A 21,538-nucleotide genomic window follows, 5' to 3' on the forward strand; every position below is an offset into this window, starting at 1 on the left:
GCCGCCCGCATGCCCGCGCCCGTGTAAGGGGTGACTCCGCTGTTCGCGTGGAGCATGTGAGCTCGGCCTTTGAAGGGACCGACATGCGCTCCGCCACGCTCTTCCCCCGTCGTTACACCCGTGCCGCCACCGTGGTCTCGCCGGTGCGCGAGCACAAGAAGTTTCCCTGCGTCCCGTCGAGCGAGTCGCTCATCACCTTCGGCGCCTACATCGGCGGCCGGAAGGTGGCCGCCGACGGAATAGCGCAGGCCGTCCAGCTGGTCCGGCAGCACAACGAGGACGCCGCCAAGCCCGACGCCTACGTCTGGGTCGGGCTCTTCGAGCCGGAGGCCCCCGAGGTCGAGTGGCTGGCCGAGACGTTCGGGCTGCACCCCCTCGCCGTCGAAGACGCGGTCAAGGCCCACCAGCGGCCCAAGGTGGAACGTTACGGCGACTCCCTTTTCGTGGTGCTGAAGACGGTCGCGTTCCTCGACCACGAGGTGCTGACCGAGTCGGCCCAGATCATCGCCACCGGCGAGATCATGGTGTTCGTCGGCCCCGACTTCGTCGTCACGGTGCGCCACGGCGCCCACAGCCCGCTCAGCGACGTGCGCGAGAAGCTCGAAGACAAGCCCAAGCTGCTCAACCGGGGACCGACCGGCGTCCTCCACGCCATCGCCGACCACGTCGTCGACAAGTACCTCTACGTCGCCGACCAGATGCAGGCCGAGCTCGAAGAGGTCGAGGCCGCGGTGTTCGCCGAGGTCAGCTCGCGCGACATCAACCGGATCTACCACCTCAAGCGGGAGATGCTGGAGCTCAAGCGCGCCGTCGCGCCGCTCTCCACCCCGTTCTCGCAGCTCCCGCAGCGCCGCAGCATCCCCTCCGACATGCGCGAGTACTTCCGCGACGTCTCCGACCACCTGTCGCGCGTGTGCGAGCAGGTCCAGTCGAGCAACGAGCTCTCCGACTCGATTCTTCAGGCCGCGCTGGCCCGCACCAACGCCCTGGCCAACGAGGACATGCGCAAGATCTCGTCGTGGGTGGCGATCCTGGCCGTCCCGACCATGATCGCGGGCATCTACGGCATGAACTTCGAGCACATGCCGGCGCTCGACGCGGTGTGGGGCTATCCGGTGGTCGTCGGCGTGATGGTCGTCGCCTGCGCCCTGCTCCACCGGGCGTTCCGGCGCAACGGCTGGTTGTGAAGTACGGCCGCTGAGACGTTTCCCGCCGCGCCTTCGAGACGCGGCGGGCGAATTTCAGACCGCCGCGACCGCTTTCACCGAACGCGGCAGCGGGATGCCGCGAGTGGCCCACAACTCGCGCATGCGGTCGGGGTAGTCGGTCACGATCGCGGCCACGCCCAGGTCGAGCAGTTCGGCCGCCTCGGCGACGTCGTTGACCGTCCAGACCACCACGGGCAGCCCGCGCCGGGCCGCGCCCGTCATCAGCTGCTTGTCGACGAGCACCCGGTCGGGCGACAACACGGTCGCCCCGGCGGCCTCGGCCGCGCCCGCGATGTCGACCTCGAAGTCGCGGATGTCGAAGCCGGCCATCCACACCGGATCGATGGTCGCCGCCTCGACCAGCGCGTATCTGTTCGGTACGGCGTCACGTGCCGCCGCCAGGATGCGCCAGTCGAAGCTCAGGATGGCCGAGTTGTCGAGCCGCCGGTGCCGCGCCAGTTCGTCCAAGACCAGACCGGTGAAGACCTTCGGGTCGGCCGACAGGTCGGGCCGGGTGGGGTCTGACTTGAGCTCGACGTTCAGCCGCACGTGGTCGGCGCCGTAGGCGCTGACGAGCCCGAGCACCGCGCCCAGCGTTGGCATGCGGGTGTCGGGACGGCCGACCTGGGTGCGCACGAACGGGTCGTTCTCGCGCACGGGCCGGCGCACCCCGACGTCGAGGGTGCGGAGCTGCACCAGGGTGAGCTGGTTGATTGGCCGGCCGACCAGTTGCTCCGTGCCGGTGTCGCGGCTCGTCACCGCGGAGACGGTCAGGTCGTGACTCAGGACCAACTGGTGGTCGGCGGTCAGCACGACGTCGAACTCGATGGCGTCGACGCCGATCTCCAGCGCGTAGGCGAGACCGGGCAGGGTGTTCTCGGGCCGCAGGCCGCGGGCGCCCCGGTGCCCGTGCAACTCAACAGGTCGGTGCACAACCGCGAACCCTACAAGGCACGCCGACCGGTCCCCTGTATTGGGGCTCCGATCGGCGTGCCCTATTTCAGACCAGGGACCGGATCTGCAGCGTCTGGGTGCGGCCGGGGCCGACGCCGATCGCGGAGATCGGCGCGCCGGACATGTCTTCCAGCGCCTTGACATAGGCCTGCGCGTTGGGCGGCAGGTCGTCGAGGGTCTTGGCGGAGGTGATGTCCTCCTCCCAGCCCGGGAACTCCTCGTAGATCGGCTTCGCGTGGTGGAAGTCGGTCTGGGTCATCGGGATCTCGTCGTGGCGCACGCCGTTGACGTCGTAGGCGACGCAGACCGGGATCTTCTCCAGGCCCGACAGCACGTCGAGCTTGGTGAGGAAGAAGTCGGTCACGCCGTTGATGCGCGCGGCGTAGCGGGCGATCACGGCGTCGTACCAGCCGCAGCGGCGGTTGCGGCCGGTGGTGGTGCCGTATTCGTGCCCGGTCCTGCGCAGCCACTCGCCGGTCTCGTCGAGCAGCTCGGTCGGGAAGGGGCCCGAACCCACTCGGGTCGTGTACGCCTTCACGATCCCGATCACCCGGTTGAGGCGGGTCGGCGGGATGCCCGAACCCGCGCACGCGCCGCCGCTGGTCGGCGACGACGAGGTGACGAACGGGTAGGTGCCGTGGTCGATGTCGAGCAAGGTGCCCTGGCCGCCTTCGAGCAGCACGAACTTGTCGTCGTCGAGCGCCTTGCTCAGGATGAGCGCGGTGTCGGCGATGTGGGGGCGCAGCCGCTCGGCGTAGCCGAGGTACTCCTCCAGCACCTTCGCCGGGTCGAGCCCGCGCCGGTTGTAGATCTTGGTGAGGATCTGGTTCTTCTCGTTGAGGGCGGCCTCGATCTTCTTCTGCAGGATGCCCGGGTCGAGCAGGTCCTGCACCCGGATGCCCATCCGGTAGATCTTGTCGCCGTACGCCGGGCCGATGCCCCGCCCGGTGGTGCCGATCTTGGCCTTGCCGAGGTAGCGCTCGGTGACCTTGTCGATGGCCTTGTGGTGGGGCATGATCAAATGCGCGTTCGACGAGATCAGCAGCCGCGAGCAGTCGATGCCCCGCGCGGCTAGCCCGTCGATCTCCCCGAGCAGCACGCCCGGGTCGATGACGACGCCGTTGCCGATCACGGGTGTGACGTTGGGGGACAGCACTCCCGTGGGCAGCAGATGCAAGGCGTATTTCTGGTCGCCGATGACGACGGTGTGACCCGCGTTGTTGCCGCCCTGGTAACGGACGACGTAGTCGACGACGCCACCGAGGATGTCGGTGGCCTTTCCTTTGCCCTCATCGCCCCACTGGGCGCCCACGAGAACGACAGCCGGCATGGTCAATCTCCCGGAACAAAAACCAAAGCCCCTGACGCAAGCGACAGGGGCTCTTGCAAACCGAGACTACCTGAGCTGCCGGAAAAAGGGGATCTCCGGTCAGTTCGACAGCGCGTCGGCCGCCTCCGGGGAGGAGTCACGCAGGAACTGCTGGCAACGTTCGGCCTCGTCCTTCTCACCGATCGCGTTGGCCGCGCGGGCCAGCGCGTTGAGGCAACGCAGGAACCCACGGTTCGGCTCGTGGTCCCACGGGATCGGCCCGTGGCCCTTCCACCCGGCGCGGCGCAACTGGTCGAGTCCCCGGTGGTAGCCGGTGCGGGCGAAGGCGTAGGAGGTGATGGCGTGCCCCGCCGCGAAGTAGTCGTCGGCCAGGGTGGCCCACGCGGCGGAGTAGGTGGGGAACCGGGCCGCGACGTCGGCCGCCTTGATCCCGCTCTCCATCATCTTGCGCGCCTCGGCGTTGTCGGGAAGCTGCGTGGGGGGTGGGCCGGCCAGCAGGTTCTCGTGCGTTTCCACAGCGGCTCCCGTTCTCGTGATCGGTCTTTGAACACTGTCTTACCTGTAGCGGCAAACCGTAATCATTTACTCCTGCAGATGCCAAAGGCCCGAATCTCCGTCGATCCGGGCCTCCACGCATGCGGCCTGTCTGAGGCGGATTCCGAGCGCGGGTCGCAGCCGCCTTCGGCCGTCCGCGCCTCGCTTAGCCCAGCTTGGTGCCGGCCGACTTGAGGTGCTCACAGGCCTCGACGATGCGCTTGGCCATGCCGGCCTCGGCCAGCTTGCCGTAGGCGCGGGGGTCGTAGGCCTTCTTGTTGCCGACCTCGCCGTCGACCTTCAGCACGCCGTCGTAGTTCTTGAAGAAGTGGTCGGCGACCGGGCGGGTGAAGGCGTACTGGGTGTCGGTGTCGATGTTCATCTTGATGACGCCGTACGAGATCGCCTCGTGGATCTCCTCGAGCAGCGAGCCCGAGCCGCCGTGGAAGACGAGGTCGAACGGCTTGTCCTTGCCGTACTTGTTGCCGACGGCGTCCTGGATGTCCTTCAGCACCGACGGGCGCAGCTTGACCGCGCCGGGCTTGTAGACGCCGTGGACGTTGCCGAAGGTGGCGGCGAGCATGTAGCGGCCGCGCTCACCGAGGCCGACCGCCTCGGCGGTGGCGATGGCGTCCTCGGGGGTCGTGTACAGCTTGTCGTTGATCTCGTGGGAGACGCCGTCCTCCTCGCCGCCCACGACGCCGATCTCCATCTCCATGACGACGCGCGCCTCGGCGCACTTGTCGAGGAGCTCGGAGGCGATCTGGAGGTTCTCCTCCAGCGGCACGGCCGAGCCGTCCCACATGTGCGACTGGAACAGCGGTTCCTGGCCGCGGGCGACCCGCTCGCGCGAGATCTCGATCAGCGGGCGCATGAACCCGTCGAGCTTGTCAGCCGGGCAGTGGTCGGTGTGCAGCGCGACGGTCACGTTGTACTTCGCGGCCACCACGCGGGCGTACTCGGCAAGGGCGGTGGCACCGATGACCATGTCCTTGACCGTGGTGCCGGACGCGAACTCGGCGCCACCGGTGGAGACCTGGATGATGCCGTCGCTCTCGGCCTCGGCGAAGCCGCGCAGCGCAGCGTTCAGCGTCTGCGACGACGTCACGTTGATCGCCGGATAGGCGAACCCGCCGGCCTTGGCCCGGTCGAGCATCTCGGCGTAGACCTCTGGGGTTGCGATAGGCATCGAAAGTCAGCTCCAATGAGTGAGGATTGGTCTGGACCAGTATTCCGAAGCGTGCCCGGATGTGTGAAGCGCCCCGGCTTGCCGCCGGTCTTCATCATGCCGGGGTACGCTGCTCTCGCGATGGACGTCACGAATCTTCTCAGCGCCGAGTGGTGGATCGTCACCTTCGGGCTCATCGGCATTCTCACCATCATCTTCGCCGAGACCGGTCTGCTGATCGGCTTCTTCCTGCCCGGCGACTCGCTGCTGGTGGTCGCCGGCATGGGCGCGTCGGCGAAGGTGGCCTCGGCGGTCGGCCTCGACACGCCGTTCCCGTTGCCGGTGCTGCTGGTCGGCGCACCGGTCTGCGCCATCGCGGGCGCCCAACTCGGACACTACATCGGCGCGAAGGCGGGCCCGCGCCTGTTCGCCCGGCCCGACTCGCGCCTGTTCAAGCAGGAGTACGTCGAGAAGGCGCAGTACTACTTCGAGAAGTTCGGCCCCGAGAAGGCCGTCGTGCTCGCGCGGTTCATCCCGATCGTCCGGACCTTCCTGAACCCGGTCGCCGGCATGCTGGGCATGCGGCCGCGCCGTTTCCTGGTCTGGAACATCGTCGGCGGCGTCCTGTGGACCGACGGCCTGCTGCTGTTCGGCTACTTCATCGGCGACCTGGTGCCCAACGTCGACCGCTACATCCTGCCCGGCGCCGCGGTGATCATCATCCTCTCGGTGATCCCGATCATCCGCGAGGTCATGAAGAACCGGAAGGCCGCGGCGGGTGGCTCTCCGTCGGCCCCGGTGACCGAGCCCAAGGGCAAGCACCACCGCGAGACGGCCTGACCTGTCGGCGATAGCCGATCGTAATAATCTTACTTTTTGGGACAGCTCGCTCTTTCCAACCGGTTACCGTCAGAAGAGTGGGACGACACAGGTCCGATCCGTTGGGGATCGCCCGGATCGTACTCATCGTGCTCGCGGTAGGTGCCCTGCTGTCGCTGATCGTGGTGGGTGTCGTAGGGCTGCTCACCGCCACCGACCCCGTCGACGCCCCCGACACGCCGGTGCCCCCCGCGGCCTCCGCCCAGGCCGCCCGGACCGCCCCCGCGACGCTCCAGATCGTCTGCCAGGCCGACCACTGCCCCGTCTTCGTCCGGATCCCCGGCGGCGACGTGCTGATCAACGGGCAGCTCTCCAAGGGAGAGCAGGTCGCCTACTTCGACGGCAAACTCGACGTCGTCCTCGACGACGCCTCACTCGTGAAGATCTGGGAGAACGGGAAGCCGCGCCCCCCGGTCGAGTCCGGGGAACGCGTCGCCTTCACCGTCACCCGAGGCCAAGGTCAGCCAAGCTGAACGCCGACCGGTAGGGCACTCCGGCGGCGGCGAGGTTCTCGTCGCCACCCCGGTGCACGATCGTGGCGATGCCCACGACCACCGCTCCGGCCTCGTTCAACGCCTGTACGGCGGTCAGCACCGACCCCCCCGTCGTGGTGGTGTCCTCCACGGCCAGCACCCGGCGACCGGCCACGTCGGGGCCCTCGATGCGGCGCTGGAGGCCGTGGGCCTTGCCCTCCTTGCGGACCACGAAGGCGTCGAGGCGCTCGCCCCGCGCGGCGGCGGCGTGCACCATCGCGGTGGCCACCGGGTCGGCGCCCAGGGTGAGCCCGCCGACCGCGTCGAAGCCGAGATCTCTCGTCAGGTCGAGCATCACCCGGCCCACCAGCGGCGCCGCCGTGCCGTCGAGGGTCACGCGGCGCAGGTCGACGTAGTAGTCGGCCTCCTTGCCCGAGGAAAGGGTCACCCGGCCGTGCACGACGGCCTTGTTCTTGATCTCGTCCAGCAGAAGCTCTCGGTCAGTCATGGCCCTCAGCGTATTGACCGTCTGAGCAAGTCAGTTTTTCTGACTCCCTCAAGTCGCGTTAGGAGTCGCCCTGGACGCGGAATCATCAGGCGGTCAACCTTAGGTAATCGAGAGGTAACATTGAGTGTGCAAATCGGGCAAAGCGACGCGCAATTGCTCGACGCCCTCCGAGCCGGCGACTCCGCCGCCTACGGCGCCCTCTACGAACGCCACCGCCCGGCCGCCCGCGTGGTCGCGCGCCACCTGCTCCGTCACGGGGCGATCGACGACGCCGACGACATCGTCGCCGAGACCTTCACCCGCATCCTCGACCTGATCCGCCGGGGCGGCGGCCCGAGAGGGGAGTTCCGCCCTTATCTGCTGGCCGCCGTCCGCCGCGCCGTCTACGACCGCGCCGACCGCCGCGACGTCCCCACCCACGAGATCGAGCGCTACGCCCCCGGCGAGCCCTTCGTCGATCCGGCGCTGGCGCGCTGCGAACGGGCCGACCTCGCCAGGGCCTTCCGGTCGCTGCCCGAACGGTGGCGCGAGGTGCTCTGGCACACCGCCGTGGAAGACCACCAGGCGGCCGAGATCGCCCCTCTCATGGGGCTGACGGCCAACGGCGTGGCGGCCCTGGCCTACCGCGCGAGAAGAGGTCTGAGAGACGCCTACCTGCGCACGTGACAGGAGGCAATAACGGGACAAACTGGTACGGTCCCGGAGGAGACAATCGGCGGGATTCATCCTCGCGCCATGAGCCACCCGATTACCCTGAGATGGCCACGTTAAGGAAGGCGGTGTCGCGTGGATCGCTGCGCGCTTTTCGTCGACGCCGGCTATCTGCTGGCCGATGGCGCGATGGCCGTTCACGGGACCCGCCACCGTGAGGCCGTCACCTGGGACTATCCGGGCCTCCTCCAACTGCTGACCAACCTCGCCCGCGAGCGCACCGGCCTGCCGCTGCTGCGCTGCTACTGGTACGAGGCGACGGTCGAGGGCCGTCGCACGCCGGAACACGACGTGCTGGCCGACATCCCCGGCCTCAAGCTGCGCCTGGCCCGCATCCGGCCGGGCCGCCGTGAGGGCGTCGACGCCCAGGTCCACCGCGACCTGATGACCCTGGCCCGCAACAACGCCGTCTGCGACGCGGTCGTGGTCAGCGGCGACGAAGACCTGGCCCAGGTGGTCAGCGACGCGCAGGACCTCGGCATCCGAGTCACCGTGATCTCCATCGCCTCCGACGGGAGCTGGGCGGTCTCCCGCACGCTCCGCCAGGAGTGCGACGACCTGATCGAGATGAGCGGCGGCCACCTGAGGCCGTTCGTGACCCTCTCGACCGGCGCCGACGTGGCCCAGAACGGAACACGGACCACCGGCTCCCTCCCGGCCCTGAACGGCGCCCAGGCGGCTCTGCCGCCCCCCACTCCGGCTCCCGCGCCGCCACCGCAGCCCCAAGCGTCCCAGCCGCAGTCGAAGGGCTCCCACGCGGCCCCGCCGCCGAGGCAGCCGACGCCGACCTACACCTACAACCCCACCCCCGAACCGCCCCCGCAGCCCGCTCCGCCACCTCCTGCCGCGCCCCCGCAGCCCCAATACCAGGGCTCCCACGGCAGCGGCAGAGACACTGGCTACCGCGAGTCCAACACGGGCGGCTTCCCGGCCGCCCAGCTCGGCCCCTACACGGGCCCCCAGGCCGCCCCGGTGGCCGCCCACAGCGGCGCGACCACCACGCTGGCCGAGGCCGTCAAGGCGGCCCACAAGGAAGGCCACGACTTCGGCGACTCGATAGCCCGCGACGCGCCGGCGTTGTGGCTGGAGGCGGTCCTGGCCAGGAAGCCGCGCATGCCCTCCGACCTGGAGGCCAGACTCCTCCAGGGCTCCTCACTCCCGATCGACTTCCTCCTGCACGACGAAGTCCGCCACGCGCTTCGGCGCGGCTTCTGGGACGCTCTGGAGCGGGCCCGCCGCTAGCTCGGGGCGGAGTCGATCAGCCCAGGGCGTCGAAGCCCGCTCTCAGGTTCGCGATGCGCTGGCCCAGGTCCGACAGGGGCCCGCTCAAGGGTGAGTCGCCGTTCTTGCGGGCGAGTTCGCGTACCCGGCTCAGTTCCTCCTCCACCGCCGTGAGGCGGCGGGAGAGTTCCGGGAGGACGGCGGGCTCGTCGCCGTTGCCGGGGAGTTCGGTGGCGAGGCGTTCGCGGAGCAGGGCCGCCTGTTCGGTCAGGCGGCGGTTCATGTTGTAGAGCTCGACGAAGACGGCCACCTTCGCCCTCAGGACCCACGGGTCGAAGGGCTTGGTCAGGTAGTCGACGGCGCCCGCCTGGTAGCCGCGGAAGGCGTAGTCGGGGGCGCTGTCGACGACCGTCAGGAAGATGATCGGGATGTTCCTCGTGCGTTCGCGGCGCTTGATGTGGGCGGCGGTCTCGAAGCCGTCCATTCCGGGCATGCGGACGTCGAGGAGGATCAGCGCGAACTCGGTGCTGAGCAGGGCTTTCAGAGCCTCTTCCCCGGAGCGGGCGCGTACGGGGGTCAGGTCGAGGGAGCTGAGGATGGCCTCGAGTGCGATGAGGTTCTCCTCGCGGTCGTCGACCATGAGGATCTTCGCCCGGTCTGGCATCGATCACGCACCTTCAGTGGAATCCGTCACATCCGAGTCTGCCCGACCAGAACTACCCGATACACGCCCGCGCATGAGCCAGCCGCGCAGGCGTTCGAGAAGACGGTCGACGTCGACCGGCTTGGGCACGTAGTCGGAGGCGCCCGACGCGATGCTCTTCTCGCGGTCGCCCCGCATGACCTTAGCGGTCAGGGCGATGATCGGAAGGTCGGCGAACTGGGGCATCCGGCGGATCGCGGACGTCGTGGCCCAACCGTCCATCTCGGGCATCATGATGTCCATCAGGACCAGGGCGACGTCCTCGTTGCGTTCGAGCTGTTCGATGCCCTCGCGGCCGTTCTCGGCGTAGACGACCGTCGTGCCGTGGCGTTCCAGGACGCTCGTCAGGGCGAAGACGTTGCGGATGTCGTCGTCGACGATGAGGATCTTGGCGCCGTTCAGGGGGTCGTCGCCGACCCAGTCGCGGCCGTTGACGTCCTCCATCGGGCGGACTGGCGGAGGCGGCAGTTCCGGGATCACGTCGTCGTTGACCACCTGGAGCGCCTGTTCGGGTCGGTCGACGACCGCCAGGGAGGTCGCCGCGCCGCCGTCGCGGGCCGACAGCGGGCCCGCGTAGGTGGTGGGCAGGTAGAGCGTGAAGGCGCTGCCGTGGCCGGGTTCGCTGTCGACGTGGATCTCGCCGCCGAGCAGGCGGGCGATGTCGCGGCAGATCGACAGGCCGAGGCCGGTGCCGCCGTACTTGCGGCTGGTGGTGCCGTCGGCCTGGCGGAACGCCTCGAAGATCACGTCGAGTTTGTCGGGGGCGATGCCGATGCCCGTGTCGACGACCGAGAAGGCCAGGATGTTGTCGCTGGTCTGCAGGGTCTCGTCCACGAACGCGACGTCGCCGGCCGGGCGGACCCGCAGCCGGACCTCGCCGCGCGGGGTGAACTTGACCGCGTTGGAGAGCAGGTTGCGCAGCACCTGCTGGAGGCGCTGTTCGTCGGTGCGCATCTCGGTCGGCACCGCGTCGTCGACGTCGATCGCGAACGACAGGCCCTTGTCCTGGGCCAGCGGGGCGAAGGCGGCGTCGACGTAGTCGTAGAGCTTGGGGAGCGACAACTCGGCGGGGTGGATGTCCATCCGGCCGGCCTCGACCTTCGACAGGTCGAGGATGTCGTTGATCAGCTGGAGCAGGGCCGAACCGGCGCCGTGGATGGTCTTGGCGAACTCGACCTGCTGGTCGGTCAGGTTGCCCTCGGAGTTCTCGGTCAGCAGCTTGGCCAGCACGAGCAGGCTGTTCAGCGGGGTGCGCAGCTCGTGGGACATGTTCGCCAGGAACTCGCTCTTGTAGCGGCTGGAGACCGCGAGCTGCTCGGCGCGCTCCTCCAGCGTGCGGCGGGCCTGCTCGATCTGGAAGTTCTGGATCTCGATCGCGCGGTTCTGCTTGGCCAGCAGCGCCGCCTTGTCCTCCAGTTCGGCGTTCGAGCGCCGCAGCTCCTCCTGCTGCCGCTGCAGCTCGTCGGACCGCTCCTGGAGCTCGGTCGCGAGCCGCTGGCTCTCCTTCAGAAGATCTTCGGTACGGGAGTTCGCGATGATCGTGTTGATCGTGACCCCGATCGACTCCACCAGCTGGGTCAGCAGGTCGAGGTGCACGTCGGAGAACTTGGCGAACGAGGCCATCTCCAGCACGCCCAGCACGTGGCTCTCGAACAGGATCGGCACCACCACGATCTGCGCCGGCCGCGACGAGGTCAGCGCCGTGTCGATCGTGAACGAGTCGGGCGGCACCTGGTGGATGATGATCTGCTTGGCCTCCAGGGCGGCCTGCCCGACGATGCCCTCGCCGAGGGCGAACCGCTGCCGGGGGCTGCGGCCGGGCTGGATGCCGTAACCGGCGATCAGCGTCAGCTCGCCGTCGACGACCAGGTAGCAGGCGCCGTAGCTGGCCGACACGAGCGGGGTCAGCTCGCTCATGATCAGGCGGGCGACCTCGATCATGTCGCGGTGGCCCTGCATCAGGCGGGAGATCCGGGCCAGGTTCGACTTCAGCCAGTCCTGCTGCTGGTTGGCGTTGGTGGTGTCGCGCAGGTTGGACACCATCGTGTTGATGTTGTCCTTCAGCTGCGCCAGCTCGCCCGGCGCCTCGACGGTGATCGACCGGGTCAGGTCCCCGCGGGCGACCGCGCTGGTCACCTCGGCGATGGCGCGCACCTGCGTGGTCAGGTTCCCGGCCAGCTCGTTGACGTTCTCGGTCAGCCGCTTCCAGGAGCCCTCGACGCCCTCGACGCGCGCCTGACCGCCGAGCTGGCCCTCGGAGCCCACCTCACGGGCGACTCGGGTCACCTCGGAGGCGAACGAGGAGAGCTGGTCGACCATCGTGTTGATCGTGGTCTTCATGACGAGCATCTCGCCCTGGGCGTCGACGTCGATCTTGCGGGTCAGGTCGCCGTTGGCGACCGCCGTGGTGACCTCGCCGATGTTGCGGACCTGGTAGGTCAGGTTCGTCGCCATCGAGTTGATGTTGTCGGTGAGGTCCTTCCAGACCCCCGACACCCCCGGTACGCGCGCCTGCCCGCCCAGCCGGCCCTCGGTGCCCACCTCGCGGCCGACGCGCGTGACCTCGTCGGCGAACGAGGAGAGCTGGTCGACCATCGTGTTCATCGTGTCCTTGAGCTCCAGGATCTCGCCCTGTGCGTCCACGGTGATCTTCTTGGTCAGGTTGCCCTGGGCGACGGCGGTGGAGACGGCGGCGATCTGGCGGACCTGGCTGGTCAGGTTGTTGGCCATGAAGTTGACGTTGTCGGTGAGGTCCTTCCAGACCCCCGACACCCCGCGCACCTGCGCCTGGCCGCCCAGCCGGCCTTCGGTGCCCACCTCGCGGGCGACTCGGGTGACCTCGGCCGCGAAGGACGAGAGCTGGTCGACCATCGTGTTCATGGTCGACTTGAGTTCCAGGATCTCGCCCTGGGCGTCGACGTCGATCTTGCGCGTCAGGTCGCCGTTGGCGACCGCCGTGGTGACCTGGGCGATGTTGCGGACCTGGTAGGTCAGGTTCTTGGCCATTGAGTTGACGTTGTCGGTGAGGTCCTTCCAGACGCCCGACACGCCCTTCACCTCGGCGCGACCGCCCAGCCGGCCCTCGGTGCCCACCTCGCGGGCCACGCGGGTGACCTCGTCGGCGAAGCCCGAGAGCTGGTCGACCATCGTGTTGAGGGTCTCCTTCAGCTCCAGGATCTCGCCCTGGGCGTCGACCGTGATCTTCTTGGTCAGGTTGCCCTGGGCGACGGCGGTGGAGACGGCGGCGATCTGGCGGACCTGGCTGGTCAGGTTGTTGGCCATGAAGTTGACGTTGTCGGTGAGGTCCTTCCAGACCCCCGACACCCCGCGCACCTGCGCCTGGCCGCCGAGCTTGCCCTCGGTGCCGACCTCGCGGGCGACACGGGTCACCTCTTCGGCGAAGGCGGAGAGCTGGTCGACCATCGTGTTGACAGTGATCTTGAGCTCGAACATCTCGCCGACGGCGTCGACGGTCACCTTGCGTGACAGGTCGCCGTTGGCGACGGCCGTGGTGACCTCACCGATGTCGCGCACCTGTGCGGAGACGCGGCTGGACATCGTGTTCACGGCCTCGGTCAGATCACGCCAGCTCCCCGACATGCCGCGCAGGTTCGCCCGCCCGCCGAGCTTGCCCTCGGTGCCGACCTCGCGGGCCACCCGGGTCACCTCGCCGGTGAACAGGGCGAGCTGGTCGACCATGCCGTTGATGGCCTTGCCGAGGCGGCGCACCTCACCCCTGGCGGCCCTGTCGAGGTCGATGCGCTGCGACAGGTCGCCCTTGGCCACGGCGTCGATCACGTCGGCCGCGCCGGTCACCGGGGTCACCAGGGCGTCGATCAGGCTGTTCACCGATTCGACGCTCTCGGCCCACGAGCCCACACCGGGCCCGGGGGTCAGGCGTTCACCGAAGCGGCCCTCCTTGATCACCTCACGGCGGACCCGGGCCAGCTCGTTGGCCAGGTGTTCCCGGCGGTCGGCCACCTCGTTGAGCAGCAACCGGATCTCGCTCAGGATGCCGGGTGGCGCGTGCGGGACTCTCCGCCGGAAGTCTCCGTCTCGCCATACGGTCAGCGTGTCCAGGAGCGGCTTCAGATCAGACTCGGTGTAGCTGCGTTCGGTCCGGGCCGGTTCGACGTCCGCACGCGTCATGGGGCCTCCTTACGTGTACGCCCAGTCTGTCACGTTCCGTGGTAGCTCCACCGGCCGTTGATTGACCACGCGTCAGGGTGATTTGTGGTAAGCACGAGTGCAGTGGCGAATTCTCCACGTGCCGTGCTCGCGGCTTCTTTCACGATGGGCGAGACGGCCGTTCCGGCGGCGAAGCGGTTCACCCGAGAGGTGATGACCGCGTGGGCCGCCATGCCCGTCGGCGCCGAGGCCGAGCGGCTCACCCAGGCGCTCGTCGAAGGCGTCTCCGGCGAGTCGTTCGAGGTGAGATGGCTCCACCAAGGCGACTCTATCCAGCTTGAGGTCATCGAGCGCGGTCATGACTACGGTCCGCCGCTCGACGCGGCCGACTGGGGGGTCTCGTTCTCGGGCAATTCCCGGGTGCGCTGGGCGCGGCTCGACCTGCCGGGTGGTGGCGGCGTACCGGAGGAGGAGGCGTGGACCGAGCCCACGCCGAGCCCCGGGTGGCTGGGGTTTCTGGCCGACGCGAGTGACCTGCTCGCCGGCACGCTCGACCCCGGCATGGTGCCGGCGATCATCGCGCAGATCGTGGTGCCCCGGCTGGCCTCCTGGTGCGCCGTCTACACGGCCGACCAGGGCACCGGGCCGTTGCGGCTCGACTATCTGTGGCACGCCGACGAGGCGCAGAGCGACGCGTTGCGGGCGCGGCTGGCCGACGTGGTGCTGCCGTCGGCCGACGGGCCCGCCGTGCTCAGCGTCGACGGCACCCAGGCGCTCGGGTTCCCGCTGACCGCGCGGGGGCGGCGGCTGGGCGTCATGTGCCTGGGGCGGCGTGACCGGTTCCCCGACGAGAGCCTTCAGCTCGCCGAAGACCTGGCCCGCCGGGCGGCGCTGGCGCTCGACAACGCTCGCCTCTACGCCCAGCAGGCGGCGGCCAACCGGGCGCTGCAGCGGAGCCTGCTGCCGCCCGAGGAGCCCCGCACCCCCGGCCTCGACTCCTACGTCATTTACGAGCCGGCGGGCGAGACCAACGAGGTCGGTGGCGACTTCTACGACCTGTTCCCGATCGGCGACGGCGTCTGGCGGTTCGCGATCGGCGACGTCTGCGGCACCGGTCCCGTCGCCGCGGCCGTCACCGGCCTGGCCCGGCACACCATCCGGCTGCTGGCCCGCGAGGGTTACGGCGTCGCGGCGGTGGTGAAACGGCTGAACCAGGCGATCCTCGAAGAGGGGGAGCGGGCCCGGTTCCTGACCCTGCTGCACGGCGAGATCACCATCGCCGACGACGGCCTCGACATGCGGCTGGTGTCGGCCGGGCATCCCGAGGCGCTGCGGTTGCGGCCGAGCGGGGTCGTCGACGTCGTGGGCTCGCCGCAGTCGCTGCTGGGCGTCTTCCCCGAGGCCGAGTTCGAGGCCGACTCGATCCATCTGGGGCCTGGAGATGTGCTGCTGGGGGTGACCGACGGCGTGACCGAGCGGCGGCAGGGGTCGCGGCTGCTCGACGACGAGGGCGGGCTCGCCAAGCTGCTGGCCGAGTGTGTCGACCTGTCAGCCCGCGCGGTCGCCGAGCGGATCAGGCGTGCCGTCCAGGACTTCGCCCCCGAGCCCAGCGCCGACGACCTGGCCATCCTCGTGCTCCGGGCGCCGGTGGAGCCGCTCTAGCAGCATCACGGCCAGGCCCGCGACCGCGAGGGCCGCGCCGACCAGGGCCGCCGACATCCAGCCCCAGCCGGCCGCGATGGCCAGCCCGGCGAGATATACGCCGCCCGCGTTGGCGAGGTTGAAGGCCGAGTGGTTCGACGCCGCGGCCAGGGTGGGGGCGTCGGCGGCGTACCGGATGACCATGGTCTGGAGCGGTGCGGTCATCAGGAAGCCGATGGCGAGGATGGGCACGACCATGACGGGCGCCGGCCAGAAGTAGAAGAGCACCAGCACGCCGGCGAGCCCGGCCAGGCTCGCGTAGGCGGTGGGGCGGGCGGCCAGGTCGGTGAGCGGCCCGGCGGCGGCCACGCCGATGGTCATGCCGACGCCCGCGAGAGCCAGCACCCACATGACCGATCCCTCGCCGAGGCCCATGACCTCGGTCGTGATGGACGCCAGGTAGGCGTAGGCGGCGAAGACCCCGCCGAAGCCGAAGACCGCCGTGCCGAGGAACAGCAGGACCTTGGGGTTCCGGAAAGCTCGGAGCTCACGCTTGAGACTCTGGTGAGGCTCGGGAGGGGTGTACGGGATCAAGAGCACCAACGCGACCAGAGCGAGCAGCCCGATGGCGGTGACGACCAGGAAGGTGGCCCGCCAGCCGAGATGCTGGCCGAGCAGCGTGGCGCCGGGAACGCCGATGATGTTGGCCAGGGTGAGCCCCAGCAGGATCGAGGCGACCGCCCGGCCCTCCCGGCCCCTCCGCGCGAGGCGGGCGGCCACGACCGAGGCGACGCCGAAGAACGCGCCGTGCGGGAGCCCCGCGACGAACCGCCCGGCGGTCAGCCACCCGAAGCCCGGGGCGAGCGCCGAGAGCAGGTTGCCCACCACGAAGAAGGCCATCAGGGCCACCAGCAGGCGCTTGCGGGACATCCGCACGCCCGCCGCGGCGAGCAGCGGAGCGCCCACCACGACGCCGATGGCGTAGGCGGCCACGAGGTTCCCGGCGGCGGGCACCGAGGTGTCCAGGTCGGCCGCGACCACGGGCAGCAGTCCCATGATCACGAACTCGCTGACGCCGATGCCGAACGCGCTGATCGCCAGGGCGAGGAGGGCAGAACGCACGCGCGGAACAGCGCCGAGACGCCCCGCGTCTATTTCGCGGCGCGCAGGTCCGGCGGTATGGCGCAGAGGCTCCGCAGTGCGGTGAAGAGCCCCGGCATCGTCCTCCTGAGGCCTGGCGTCGTCGTTCAGAGGCCTGGGGTCGCGGGTTGTTTGCGGCCGTCCATGACCCTGGTCGCGAACTCGATCTGGGTGCGCATCTGGCGGATGCGCTCCTCGACGACCAGGGACGCGTGGCCCGCGTCGTAGCGGTAGACCTGGCACGGGACCGGGACGGCCTCGATGAAGCTCTCGATCTGCCTGATCGGGCAGCGGGGGTCGTTCTCGCCCGCGAGGATCAGCAGCGGCGCCTCGACCATGTCGGCGTAGGTGATCGGGGAGGAGGCCACGTAACGTTCCGGGACCTCTTCGGGGGAGCCGCCGAACAGGGCGCGGTGGAAGGAGCGGAGGGCCTCCGACTCGTCTTCGTAGGCCGCGCGGTGGTCGGCGATCGGGACGGCCGCGATGCCGGCGCTCCAGACCTTGGGCTGGGTGCCGAGGCCGAGCAGGGTCAGGTAGCCGCCCCACGAGCCGCCCGCCAGGATCAGCCGGTCGGGGTCGGCGATGCCGCGGTTGACCACCCAGTCGCGGACCGCCGAGACGTCGGCCAGCTCGATGTGGCCGACCTCGCCGTGGAGGGCGTCGCGCCAGGCCGTGCCGTAGCCGATCGAGCCCCGGTAGTTGACCCGCACGACGGCGAAGCCGCTGTCGACCCAGGCCGCCACGTGGGGCAGGAACGAGTCGTTGTCCTGCGCCGACGGGCCGCCGTGCAGCAGGAAAACGGTCGGGTAGGGGGCCGCCTGGCCGGTGGGCCGGGAGATCATCGCGTGGATCCAGCCGCCGGGGCCCTCGACGTCGACGTCCTCGACCGGGACCGACGGGGGCGCGGTCGGGCCGGGGCTCATGACGACGTGGCCGTGGCTCGACCGGATCACGGGCGCGTGGGCGGCGCTCGACCAGGAGTACTCGACCGTGCCGTCGGGACGGGTGGCGGCCGCCTCGATCACGCCGTGGGGCGTCTCGATCGGGGTCATGGCGCCGCCGACGAGGTCGTACTTGAACAGCTGGGTGCGGCCCCGGTGGTGGTTGACGATCAGGAGGGCGCGGCCGTCGTCGTACCAGTCGGCGGTGACCTCGCCGGGGTCGCGGAGGTAGATCTCGCGCTGCTCGCCGGTCAGCGGGTCCCAGACCAGCGGCTCGTGGCGGCCCCTGCGCTCGTGCAGGACCAGCAGGCGGCGGTCGCCCAGGACGGGCGAGAAGCGGATGCCGCGCACGCCCTTGCCGGGGCCGTCGTAGAGGTCGCCGACGACCGAGCCGTTCTTCTTCACCACCCGCAGGGCCGGGTGGCGGGCGTCGCCGTGCTCGCTGTGGTCGATGGCGATCAGGGAGCCGTCGAGGGAGATGCCGGCCACCGAGGCCGACTCCTTGTGCTGGTAGAGGACGGTCGGTTCGGTGCCCTCGCCCATCAGGACGATCTGGAAGCCGAGCCGGCACGAACGCCCTATGGCGGCGGTGCCGTTGGCGGCCAGCGCGAGACCGGCCGGGTGGCCGGGGGAGATGTCGAGCGGCCTGGCCGCGCCGCCGTGGAAGTGCTGGCGGATCCAGACGCCGTATTCGTCGCCGTCGGTGTCGGCGAACCACCAGATCCACTGGCCGGTGGGGTCGATGTCACCGTAGGCCGTGCCGTTGGGCCGGTCGGTCACCTGACGGCTGGTGCCGGTGGCCCGGTCCCAGGCGTAGATCTCCCAGGTGCCGGAGGCGTTGCTGCGGTAGACCGCGTGGTGCGGGGCCTGACGGGCCCAGGTGGGCAGCGTCATACGCGGGGAACGGAACCTGGTCTGCCAGCGTTCCTCGGCCTTCATCGGCTTTCCTCCCGGGTCCGCCGTCGGTCGCGGTCAAGTATGTCCCGTCAGCCCCCGGAATGGCCGACAAACAGGGGATCTCAGGTGGGAATTTACGGTGAAAAACCCCTTTGGTCACTAGGGCTGCGGGCACCATTTTCAGCTTTTCGGACGCCACACCGTGACCTGCACCGACACTCGCACCCTGGCCCCCTCCGACACCTCCACGGCACGCGCGTGCCAGGCGCTCGGACCCATCGCGATCACCGACATGACCTCGGCCGCCGTCAGGTCGAGCCAGCCGGCGACCGGCTCGGTCACGTCGCGTTCGAAGTGGTCGCCGAGGGTGTCGGTCAACCGCCGGTCCTTTTCGTCGTCGACCGACAACAGACCGAAACGTGCCACGATCGGCGCCAGGTGGTCGGAGTTCGGCGTGACCGTTATCAGGGTTCCCATTGGTTTCAGGACACGGCGAAACTCCCCGGCGTTCCGGGGGGCGAACACGTTGAGAAGCGTGTCAAAGGCCGCGTCGCGGACCGGAAGCGGTTTCCACACGTCCGCGACGACCGCGCCGATCCTCGGATGGGCCCTGGCGGCCTTCTTCAGGGCGTGCTTGGAGACGTCGAGGGCCAGGCCCCGGTCGTGGACGGCCCGCGCCAGGTAGTAGCCGGTTCCGGCGCCGGCGTCGCCGACGACGCCCTTGGCGTGGGCGGCCACCGTCTCGGCGATCGGGGCGAAGGCGCCGCTCGCGAGGAACGTCTCCCGTGCCGAGACCATCTCCGGGGTGTCGCCCTTCACCGGGGTGCTCAGCAGGTTGAGGTAGCCCTGCCGGGCGACGTCGAAGGAGTGGCCGCGCGGGCAGCGGGCGGCGCCCCCCGTGAGGGTCAGGTCGTCGCGGCAGACGGGGCAGACCAGCAGGTCGATGACGTCTCCAAGCATCCGACCAGTATCCCGTCAAGTCGTCTGCAACCGGTCTGGGGTGAACTGTCCCTATGACGAACAAAAGACGTAACTGCCCGAGTTGTCGGACCGTTCTGGACGAAGGCCCGATCGTCTACCGCTGCGCGAAGTGCCAGCGTGCCGTGTACGCCGCCGACGTGAACTTCGATTATTCAGGCCGATGATGCACGATGACCGCATGTAGGAGAATAAAGTGCGGTAATGCCGTACGAACCGATGACCTTCGCCGGGGTCGAGGTCACGCCGCTGTGTGATGCCGTCGGGCCCATGGGGCCGAGCATCGCCCGGCCGCTGCCCGAACTGTTCCCCGGCGGGTCGTTCGCCGACGGCGAGGAGTGGATCCTCCACTTCCACTGCTTCCTGCTGCGCACCGGCGCCCACACCATCCTGGTCGACACCGGCGTCGGCGACCTTACCGGCCCCGCCGCGGGCTGGGCGCCCATCCCCGGCCGGTTGCTCCAGGAACTCGACGCGGTCGGCGTGGCACCCGCCGACGTCGACACCGTGATTCTCACCCACCTGCACAGCGACCACGTGAGCGGCTGCGTCGCCGAAGGCGTGCCGGTGTTCCCCAACGCCCGTCACGTCATCCAGGAGGCCGAGCTCGACTGGCCGGGCGGCGGGCTCATGCGCGACCGGATCGTGAAGCCGCTGGGCGACCAGCTCTGGATCGTGCACGGATCCCGCGACCTCTTCGAGAACGTCCGGGTGGCGCACACCCCCGGGCACACCCCCGGGCACCAGGTCGTGCTGGTGGGCGACCTGATCGTCTCCGGCGACGTGCTGCACCACCCGGTGCAGCTCGCCGACCCGACGATCGGCTACCACTACGACGACGACCCCGAGAGGGCGCTGACCAGCCGTCAGGTCGTGCTCGGCCGGGCCGCCTACCTGGCGACCTCCCATTTGGCCGAGCCCTTCACGAAGGTCCGTTGACGGTAGCGCAGCACCTGGAAGACGCCGAGGGCCCAGATCGGATACTGCACCACCAGCGCCCACCGGAAGTCGCCGTGCAGGTCGAGCCCGACGCCGATCAGGCCGAGCAGGGCGACCGTGGCCAGGAAGCCGCCGCCGTTGACGATGCCGGTGGCCACGCCGATGCGTTCGGCCGGGTTGAAGGTGCGGGCGAAGTCGAAGCCGATGACCGAGCCGGGCCCGTTCGTGGCCAGGACCGTCATCAGCAGCACGAGCAGCCACAGGGGCGAGGGGCCGGGCCAGAGCAGCACGGCCGTCCAGACGCCCGCCGTCGAGCCGACGATGCCCAGGACCATCCACGAGCGGCGGTGCGGCCAGCGTCCGGCGACCCAGCCGAAGAGCGGGTTGCAGGCCAGCGACACCACGGTGATCGTGGTCAGCAGCGCCCCGGCCGCGTTCGGCGAGAGCCTCTGGTCCTGGAGCAGGAACGGGTAGCCCCAGAGCAGCAGGAACGCCGCCATCGACGACTGGGTGGCGGCGTGTGTCCACAGGCCGAGCTGGGTGCCCGGTTCGGCCCAGGCGGCGCGTAACCCGCGCGGGCTCGCGGCCCTCCCCGGCCGGGCCTCGCGCAGCAGCACGACCACCACGGCGAAGGCGACCACGCTCAGGCCCGCCGCGCCCAGGAAGGTGTCGCGCCAGCCGAAGGCGTGCAGGGCCGAGATCAGCGGTACGGCCGCCAGGATGCCCCCCAGCGCCCCCAGTAGCCCCGTGGTCTGCACCATCAGAGAGTTGCGGCCGGGCGGGAACCACAGGTTCACGATGCGGATCACGCTGATGAACGTGGCCGCGTCACCGGCGCCGATCAGGATCCGGGCCGTGATCGCTCCGGCGGCCCCGCCCGCGAGGGCGAAGACCAGGTTGCCCGCCGCCAGCACGACCGCCCCGGCGAGCAGCATCTTCCTGGAGCCCAGCCGGTCGACGAGGATGCCGACGGGGACCTGGAGGGCGGCGTACACGAGCAGTTGGAGCATCGCGAGCGCCGACAGGCCGGCGGCGCCGAGGTCGAAGCGGGCGGCGGCCTCCAGGCCGGTGACGCCGAGGGTCTGGCGGTGGAAGACCGCGACGAGGTAGGCGACGACTCCGGCGCCCCAGTAGAGGTAGGCCTTCCGCGTCCCCGACATGGGGCGATTTTACCTTTCGACCGTT

18 protein-coding genes are annotated in these 21,538 nt (G+C 69.7%); 7 read left to right on the forward strand and 11 right to left on the reverse strand.

All coding sequences use genetic code 11. From position 1 onward, the window contains the following. Nucleotides 1-83 precede the first annotated feature (83 nt). Nucleotides 84-1,187, forward strand: coding sequence for a magnesium/cobalt transporter CorA (gene corA, locus GT755_RS11640; RefSeq protein WP_161479729.1), 1,104 nt, complete (start codon nucleotides 84-86; stop codon nucleotides 1,185-1,187). 54 nt (nucleotides 1,188-1,241) lie between these two features. On the opposite strand, the gene GT755_RS11645 is transcribed toward corA, so the two are convergent. The 4 genes from GT755_RS11645 to fbaA all read right to left on the reverse strand — a co-directional run bounded on the left by GT755_RS11645 (nucleotide 1,242) and on the right by fbaA (nucleotide 5,215). Further along, nucleotides 1,242-2,141 carry a glycerophosphodiester phosphodiesterase family protein gene (locus tag GT755_RS11645; protein WP_328794302.1) on the reverse strand — a complete coding sequence of 300 codons (900 nt, stop codon included), beginning with the start codon at nucleotides 2,139-2,141 and terminating at the stop codon, nucleotides 1,242-1,244. 67 nt (nucleotides 2,142-2,208) lie between these two features. After that, entirely contained in the window at nucleotides 2,209-3,492 is a 1,284-nt protein-coding gene (locus GT755_RS11650; protein ID WP_161479731.1) for an adenylosuccinate synthase, read from the reverse strand. A gap of 99 nt (nucleotides 3,493-3,591) precedes the next feature. Continuing rightward, on the reverse strand, nucleotides 3,592-4,008 hold the full coding sequence (locus tag GT755_RS11655) for a DUF3151 domain-containing protein (RefSeq protein WP_030456299.1): 417 nt from the start codon (nucleotides 4,006-4,008) through the stop codon (nucleotides 3,592-3,594). A gap of 184 nt (nucleotides 4,009-4,192) precedes the next feature. Then, nucleotides 4,193-5,215, reverse strand: coding sequence for a class II fructose-bisphosphate aldolase (gene fbaA, locus GT755_RS11660; RefSeq protein ID WP_161479732.1), 1,023 nt, complete (start codon nucleotides 5,213-5,215; stop codon nucleotides 4,193-4,195). 120 nt (nucleotides 5,216-5,335) lie between these two features. Here fbaA and GT755_RS11665 point away from each other — a divergent pair, with 120 nt between their 5' ends. Beyond that, entirely contained in the window at nucleotides 5,336-6,034 is a 699-nt protein-coding gene (locus tag GT755_RS11665; protein WP_161479733.1) for a DedA family protein, read from the forward strand. Between the two features lie 128 nt (nucleotides 6,035-6,162). Beyond that, on the forward strand, nucleotides 6,163-6,546 hold the full coding sequence (locus tag GT755_RS11670; protein ID WP_161479734.1) for a hypothetical protein: 384 nt from the start codon (nucleotides 6,163-6,165) through the stop codon (nucleotides 6,544-6,546). Here GT755_RS11670 and pyrE read toward each other — a convergent pair. Continuing rightward, on the reverse strand, nucleotides 6,518-7,054 hold the full coding sequence (pyrE, locus tag GT755_RS11675) for an orotate phosphoribosyltransferase (protein ID WP_161479735.1): 537 nt from the start codon (nucleotides 7,052-7,054) through the stop codon (nucleotides 6,518-6,520). The genes GT755_RS11670 and pyrE overlap by 29 nt on opposite strands. Before the next feature lie 126 nt (nucleotides 7,055-7,180). On the opposite strand from pyrE, the gene GT755_RS11680 reads away from it, so the two are divergent. Further along, nucleotides 7,181-7,720, forward strand: coding sequence for an RNA polymerase sigma factor (locus GT755_RS11680; RefSeq protein ID WP_285586058.1), 540 nt, complete (start codon nucleotides 7,181-7,183; stop codon nucleotides 7,718-7,720). 120 nt (nucleotides 7,721-7,840) lie between these two features. Further along, nucleotides 7,841-9,007, forward strand: coding sequence for an NYN domain-containing protein (locus GT755_RS11685; RefSeq protein ID WP_161479737.1), 1,167 nt, complete (start codon nucleotides 7,841-7,843; stop codon nucleotides 9,005-9,007). Between the two features lie 16 nt (nucleotides 9,008-9,023). On the opposite strand, the gene GT755_RS11690 is transcribed toward GT755_RS11685, so the two are convergent. Both GT755_RS11690 and GT755_RS11695 read right to left on the reverse strand, forming a co-directional pair. After that, nucleotides 9,024-9,650, reverse strand: coding sequence for a response regulator (locus tag GT755_RS11690; protein WP_161479738.1), 627 nt, complete (start codon nucleotides 9,648-9,650; stop codon nucleotides 9,024-9,026). A 3-nt stretch (nucleotides 9,651-9,653) separates the two neighbouring features. Continuing rightward, nucleotides 9,654-13,838 carry a HAMP domain-containing protein gene (locus GT755_RS11695; protein ID WP_161479739.1) on the reverse strand — a complete coding sequence of 1,395 codons (4,185 nt, stop codon included), beginning with the start codon at nucleotides 13,836-13,838 and terminating at the stop codon, nucleotides 9,654-9,656. Nucleotides 13,839-13,961: 123 nt separating this feature from the next. Here GT755_RS11695 and GT755_RS11700 point away from each other — a divergent pair, with 123 nt between their 5' ends. Further along, on the forward strand, nucleotides 13,962-15,479 hold the full coding sequence (locus GT755_RS11700) for a PP2C family protein-serine/threonine phosphatase (protein ID WP_285586055.1): 1,518 nt from the start codon (nucleotides 13,962-13,964) through the stop codon (nucleotides 15,477-15,479). Here GT755_RS11700 and GT755_RS11705 read toward each other — a convergent pair. The 3 genes from GT755_RS11705 to GT755_RS11715 all read right to left on the reverse strand — a co-directional run bounded on the left by GT755_RS11705 (nucleotide 15,366) and on the right by GT755_RS11715 (nucleotide 19,396). Further along, nucleotides 15,366-16,580, reverse strand: coding sequence for an MFS transporter (locus tag GT755_RS11705; RefSeq protein ID WP_161479740.1), 1,215 nt, complete (start codon nucleotides 16,578-16,580; stop codon nucleotides 15,366-15,368). The two genes, GT755_RS11700 and GT755_RS11705, sit on opposite strands and share 114 nt — an antisense overlap. A 125-nt stretch (nucleotides 16,581-16,705) precedes the next feature. Next, nucleotides 16,706-18,478, reverse strand: coding sequence for a S9 family peptidase (locus GT755_RS11710; protein WP_161479741.1), 1,773 nt, complete (start codon nucleotides 18,476-18,478; stop codon nucleotides 16,706-16,708). Nucleotides 18,479-18,616: 138 nt separating this feature from the next. Further along, nucleotides 18,617-19,396: a putative RNA methyltransferase gene (locus tag GT755_RS11715; protein WP_161479742.1), complete on the reverse strand. Its 780-nt coding sequence runs from the start codon at nucleotides 19,394-19,396 to the stop codon at nucleotides 18,617-18,619. Between the two features lie 222 nt (nucleotides 19,397-19,618). On the opposite strand from GT755_RS11715, the gene GT755_RS11720 reads away from it, so the two are divergent. Then, complete coding sequence (locus tag GT755_RS11720; protein ID WP_161479743.1) at nucleotides 19,619-20,353, forward strand: MBL fold metallo-hydrolase; 735 nt, start codon at nucleotides 19,619-19,621, stop codon at nucleotides 20,351-20,353. On the opposite strand, the gene GT755_RS11725 is transcribed toward GT755_RS11720, so the two are convergent. Continuing rightward, nucleotides 20,305-21,513 carry an MFS transporter gene (locus tag GT755_RS11725; RefSeq protein ID WP_161479744.1) on the reverse strand — a complete coding sequence of 403 codons (1,209 nt, stop codon included), beginning with the start codon at nucleotides 21,511-21,513 and terminating at the stop codon, nucleotides 20,305-20,307. The two genes, GT755_RS11720 and GT755_RS11725, sit on opposite strands and share 49 nt — an antisense overlap. Nucleotides 21,514-21,538: the final 25 nt, after the last annotated feature.

It is taken from the genome of Herbidospora solisilvae (assembly GCF_009901565.1).
Classification (GTDB): domain Bacteria; phylum Actinomycetota; class Actinomycetes; order Streptosporangiales; family Streptosporangiaceae; genus Herbidospora; species Herbidospora solisilvae.